This window comes from Flavobacterium cyanobacteriorum (genome assembly GCF_002251835.1).
Taxonomy (GTDB): Bacteria; Bacteroidota; Bacteroidia; order Flavobacteriales; family Flavobacteriaceae; genus Flavobacterium; species Flavobacterium cyanobacteriorum.
Genome location: NZ_NOXV01000153.1, coordinates 1 through 5543, shown reverse-complemented (window position 1 = coordinate 5543; position 5543 = coordinate 1). Strand labels below are relative to the sequence as shown.

The following is a 5543-nucleotide window of genomic DNA, read 5'->3' as shown; positions in this document are numbered from 1 at the left end:
CGTTTGCAATATGGTCTGTATGTTGGTCACCTGTCAAAATGGTTTGTCCTTGTGTTAATGTTCAATTTTTAGTCGTCTGTTTCATGTTTGCACTGTCGTCATACACTTGCCGGTAACGTTTCGCCGCTAGCCGACTGTGGCGGTCAAAGCGAAACGATTATTTCTTACTAAGATAAACGTTTTTTGCTTCGCACCGTTCGCAAAGCTCGGGTCGTGTATTCCAAACACCGAACTAGCACATACCAGCCATAGCGGCTAGCGGCTGTTATATGCCGTTTTTTTTATTCGCTCCAATTTTCCAGTTTGCCTTCTACAGTGTAGAAGATTTCGAATTGAATTTTCTGTTCGTATGGTTTTCCATTCCATTTTATAATATCAAACTGCAAATCTTTCGTTTGTTCCATAATTTTTTTGATACACTTTTTGTGTTCCTTAGCAAATTGCTTGGTTTCTTTATCATTTTCTCCATTTGGCACAAAAATAATATTGCTGATTTTACCAATGTCGTTAATTATCACCCAATACTTATCGTCACATTCACATTCCGAAAGTTTTTTCCAATCAAGTTTCTTTATTTTACTAAAAATAGTGTCAGTTATTAACTTTCGATTGTCTTCAAGTCTTGAAATTCCATTGGGTATTTTGATATAATTTTCAATTAGACTTCTACTTTTGAGTTCTCCTTTTTCGAATTCAAAAAGTTCTTCTTTCAAATAGGTTCTGCTAAAAATTCCGTCCCATTTCAATAATTTGTCTTTACCAACAGCTAAATATGAAGAAAACCAATCAGCAAACACTTTTCTGTTTTCATATTTTCCTCTAAATGTGGCCTCAAGAATACTTTCAGAATGCGGATTATCTTTAAAACCAGTTAAAAACAATTTATTATTCTCTAGTTTCCAATAAGCTTGATATCCTCGCCATAAATTAAATGAAGTTTTAAATTCATTGTTCAATTCTAAATTTCTGAACAACTTCTTTTGTGTAATTGAATCAAGCTTATTTAATGGTAAAAAGTAAATTGAAAGCGTGTCATTTCCAACGATTAAGTAATCGGGTAATTGTGGACTTGCTTCCAGGTTATGAAAACAAAATAGAAATAATATTGTCGTTAGAAGCAGTTTCATAAAATGGCATATAACGTTTGGCAGCTTGCCGAAGGCGGGGCTTTCGAAGCACCATCTGTCAAGCTACGATAAATGTTTATTCGGAGCCGAAAAGTTTCTGCCACCACTTCCGCCCCGCTTTTGGCAAGGTGCTGTTATGTGCTGTTTTTCTTTCGGTCATCCGTTCATATATTTTGTCAAAATCAGTCGATAGCATAATGTACTTGTCGCTCCAACCATTTGACATTGATAACTCTTGGTAAGTACAAGTTGGCAAAAACTCAACGTGTACTTTTTTAAGTGTCTGGAAGTTACATTTTTCAATTTTTTCAATGTCCTGATTTAGCTCGTCCAAAAACTTGTCTGCATTGTCAAAGCCAGCCCAAACGGTGTCTGTGTCTTTGGATATGAAAGCTCTGATTTGCTTTAAAATTTCTGCAACTTTCTGAAAGTCGTTGTAATGTTCAATTTTACCTATAAACCAGTCAAAACTTTCATCGTTGCAGTTGTCCTTGAGTTTTGCAAATGTCTGGTCTATGTACGTCTGAGCGGCAAGTCTTCTGTTTATTAATTCAATGTCTTGATAAAAACCGTCAATGAGAGACCAATCGTTATTGTTAAACAGTTTTTTTTCAAAGTCATGACCAACTCTTGCAAGTCCGTCAATGTCTCCACGATAACTGTCAAATATTTTGATTTTATCTATTGTAATCATTGGTCGTCTTAAAATAGCACATAACGGTTTGCGGCTTGGCGTAGTGGCTGATTTTTAACACAAAAGTTCAATCGAAGAACTGCACTTGAACCTACCATAAAACTGTCATACTAAGCACTGTACCCGCCATTACGCCAAACCGCTGTTACAGGCTGGCATTCATTAGTTCGTGGCTCTTTTGATTAATGTTTGAAGTCATTGGGTCTAAGATTTATTCGTTCTTATACATTATTTTGCAATTTATTTCACAATTTCATTAACAAGACTATCAAGTTCTTTTTTGATTTGGAAAGGACTATCTTTGAATAATCCCCGTAGCTCTAGCTGAATCTTGTCGCTTATATCATTTTTTTGAGTTATAACAATTTGATTTATCCTCTTTGAATAGTCTGAATTAAATTTAAGGTCATTTTTATCTACAATGCCTTTCTCTATCAAGACTCTTGCTTTCTTTGGGCATCTGCAGGGATTATCGGGGTTGATAATGCCACATTTACCTGATACAAAACTTAGTAAATCAGATTTTGCTCGGTGTAATTTTACACGATAATTAGCGGGTGTAAGATCGAAAAGTTCTGCACCCAAATTATGATCTGCACCAAAGATTTCACCAATGATATAAAGTAATCTTTGTTCTCTGTTTAGGCACATAAGCATGGCAGTGGAACAGAGGATTCTGACCTCTTCGATTTCTTCTTCGCTTATTACATCTTTTTCATTATCAGTAGAAAAACCAGTAAAATAGGTCGAATTACCCTCCAATAATAGTTCCATTTTCTGTTTAGGTGCGTTGATAAAATGGTTAAAAGCTATTCTATATAACCATGTACGAAACTGGCTCTCTCCTTTAAATGTTCTTAATGCCGTTATTACCTTTATTAAAACTTCTTGTGTTGCATCTAGGGCATCATCAGGATTTAAAAAAAGTTTCAGGGAAATATTGTAGATGTAGTCTTGATGAATTTTAATTAGTCTCTCCAAAGAAGCTTTGTTTCCTGCAACTGACTCTTTAATTAATTCAAGGTCAAGATTTGGATTATATTGTTCACTAAACATAGCATTATTATTTTTCAATTCTGGTACGTATGAGTTTGATAAATAATTTCAAAGGTAGTATTTGCCTCAATTTTAGCAAGATTAACGATTGACTATTACCTACTGGATATCTCAATTTTTCTTTATTGTCAGTTGCCGCTTCAAATATCTTTTCGGCTACCTTTCCGGAGGGTATTGCCCTTGCTACTGTTTCATTCACTTTTAAATATAGTTTATTCATATAAGAATCATAGTCACCTACTGTATTGCTTTTAAACATAATTTGGGCACCATAAACAAAATTGCTTTTGGTTACGCCCGGCTCAATTAGCTTTACCCCAATCCCAAAATGTTTGAGTTCAAAATTCAAGCTCTCTGAAAAGCCTTCAACAGCCCACTTTGTACTATGATAAACACTGTACAAAGGATATGTCATTAGCCCTCCGATAGAAGAAACATTGATAATTAAGCCGGAATTATTTGCTCGAAAATGAGGAAGGATTTCCTGAATAACGTTCATCATACCAAATACATTAACATCATACATACTTTGTCTTTGATCAGGTGTCGAAAGTTCGAAAGCTCCATAACCTCCAAATCCTGCATTATTAACAATCACATCAAGTTTGTCAACTTTTTTTAGAACAAAGTCCATACAATTTTTTATCTTCTGTTTATCGGTAACATCCAATTCTAAAGGCACAATGTTTTCAACTTGATTATTTACATAATGCTCACTATTTCTCATAGTAGCGAAAACCAACCAGTTATTTTTCGCAAAGTAGTTAGCAGTCGCAAGGCCAATGCCGGAAGATGCACCTGTTATTAGAATTGTTCTTCTCATTTTCCATTATTTAATATAAGTGGCACCTCATAATATTCGTTATCAAATGCTTTAGAGTTGAAAAATGAACTTGCAATTTTTATATTCTCCCAAAGGGTTAGGTAATAGGCTTTTTGATTTGAATCTCTCAATTCAATTATTTGAAACAAGCCTTTAGTATTTTCATTAAAGTCATTTGATGAAAATTTTGAATACGATAATACAGCACAATAATTACCTTCGTTTTTTTGTGGAAGGGAAATTGTATTTATACTCTGAATTTGGAAACTTAGCACAATGCCTTGGATACCATATTTCTTCTCAGTCCTGTCAAACCATACTTGATTGAACCAATTTTTAGAATCTTGTTCAGATTTCCAGAAATAAATGCCGCCAAAATAATGGTGGTCTATGGTAAATGTGTAATACTTGTTTGTCAGGCCTTTCGCGGCAGAATACTCTGGAAATGACTTTTTCATCTTTCCCACAACCAAGCCCCTCCAAGCATACCAAGGCTTCTTTACCTTTGTAATTGTTAAAGTTGTCAGTGTGGAAGTGTCACTTGTATCAAAGCTCTGAAAATTACTGGTATAATCAAAGTCTTCGGCACCGCATGTTGAAACATTGACTGAAAATAATGATAACATAATCCAATTTTTTAAGGTTGTCATTTTTATAATTTTAATTATTTATGACAATTAGATTGAAAAACTGGAATGTGTTACAAAACTGTCAAGAAGCAGCAATAGGATGAGGTGTGTCGAACAAAATTAAATGTGGTGCAAAAGAGTTGGCTTTTTCGTCCTCCTTTTCTGTTTGTTTATTGTTGACTTGTTGGTCGTCCTACGCTTGCCTGTAACGGTTTGGCGCTTGGCGCAGTGGCGGTTTAGAACCGTTGAACTGTCAGCCAGCAGAGAACTTGATAAGAACGAAAATACTAAAATTTAGTACGTTAACCGCCATTGAGCCAAACGCGTGTTATAGCCAGTGGTTCTTGTCATTTTCAATATGCTTTTGCTAATGATGTGAAAATTGTCCACCAGTCTGCCTTTCCTTCTTTCTTTCCAAGTCTTACAATTATTAGGTCTTTTGTTGGATTGACGTAAACAAATTGTCCTAAAATACCTTCAGCCATAAAGTCTTCATTTGGTGTCGGCAACCACCATTGATATTGATAAAAGTTCACACTTCCTTCTGATGTGTCAAGTCTTGTAGATTCTTCAACCCATTTTTGAGATACAATTTGCTTTCCGTTCCAGTTGCCTTTGTTTTTATATAGTCGTCCTATTTTGGCAAAGTCTCTTGCTCTTGCATTTAAACAGCAAAACGTTTTCTCAAGTCCGTTCTTTTTCCTGTCAATGCTCCAAGATGCGTCATATTCCATTTCAAGTGGTGTCCATATTTTCTCTTGCAAATATTGTGTAATTGTCTTGTCCTTCAAGGAACGTTCTAAAACTAACCCCAATAGTTGAGTATTACCACTTACATAATCAAACTGTTTACCTGGTTCTGTTTTCAATCTCATTTTTCCAATTTCTTTTCTAAGATTAAGCCCGTAATAAAATGAAGCAGCATCTCCAAAAGGATTTATGTAACTTTCATTAAATTTAATCCCTGATGTCATTTGTAAAAGATGCTTTATAGTTACTTTGTCAAAACCGTTTTTTGTCAGTTCAGGAATATAGTTAGTGATAGGTTCTTCAACGGATTTTATTAAACCATCGTCAATAGCACAACCAATTAAAATTGACGTAATAGATTTTGCCATTGAGAAAGAAGGAACAATACTTTGCTTATCATAACCTTTGAAATATTTTTCATATTGAAGTGGTTTAAACTTTTATTTTATTAAATTTCTTTAGTG

Annotated in this window: 5 protein-coding genes and 1 pseudogene; all 6 read right to left on the bottom strand. The window is 34.6% G+C overall.

Annotated elements, in window-relative coordinates; translation table 11 throughout:
* Positions 1–281 precede the first annotated feature (281 nt).
* Positions 282–1127, bottom strand: a complete 846-nt coding sequence (locus CHU92_RS02380) for a hypothetical protein (protein ID WP_094412225.1) — start codon at positions 1125–1127, stop codon at positions 282–284.
* A gap of 76 nt (positions 1128–1203) precedes the next feature.
* On the bottom strand, positions 1204–1821 hold the full coding sequence (locus CHU92_RS02375; RefSeq protein ID WP_094412223.1) for a hypothetical protein: 618 nt from the start codon (positions 1819–1821) through the stop codon (positions 1204–1206).
* Positions 1822–2061: 240 nt separating this feature from the next.
* The gene (locus CHU92_RS02370) at positions 2062–2895 is read right to left on the bottom strand and encodes an RNA polymerase sigma factor (protein ID WP_207759792.1); all 834 of its coding nucleotides are present in this window, start codon (positions 2893–2895) and stop codon (positions 2062–2064) included.
* Positions 2885–3700, bottom strand: coding sequence for an SDR family oxidoreductase (locus CHU92_RS02365; RefSeq protein WP_094412221.1), 816 nt, complete (start codon positions 3698–3700; stop codon positions 2885–2887). Before CHU92_RS02365 ends, CHU92_RS02370 begins: the two co-directional genes overlap by 11 nt.
* Positions 3697–4350 carry a hypothetical protein gene (locus CHU92_RS02360; protein WP_094412219.1) on the bottom strand — a complete coding sequence of 218 codons (654 nt, stop codon included), beginning with the start codon at positions 4348–4350 and terminating at the stop codon, positions 3697–3699. Before CHU92_RS02360 ends, CHU92_RS02365 begins: the two co-directional genes overlap by 4 nt.
* A gap of 332 nt (positions 4351–4682) precedes the next feature.
* Positions 4683–5486: pseudogene (locus CHU92_RS02355) on the bottom strand (serine hydrolase domain-containing protein); the annotation flags it as partial.
* Between the last annotated feature and the right edge of the window lie 57 nt (positions 5487–5543).

Coding starts and splice junctions, on each gene's coding strand:
- CHU92_RS02380 (WP_094412225.1), bottom strand. CDS start 1,127: ATGAAACTGCTTCTAACGACAATATTATTTCTATTTTGTTTTCATAAC.
- CHU92_RS02375 (WP_094412223.1), bottom strand. CDS start 1,821: ATGATTACAATAGATAAAATCAAAATATTTGACAGTTATCGTGGAGAC.
- CHU92_RS02365 (WP_094412221.1), bottom strand. CDS start 3,700: ATGAGAAGAACAATTCTAATAACAGGTGCATCTTCCGGCATTGGCCTT.
- CHU92_RS02360 (WP_094412219.1), bottom strand. CDS start 4,350: ATGACAACCTTAAAAAATTGGATTATGTTATCATTATTTTCAGTCAAT.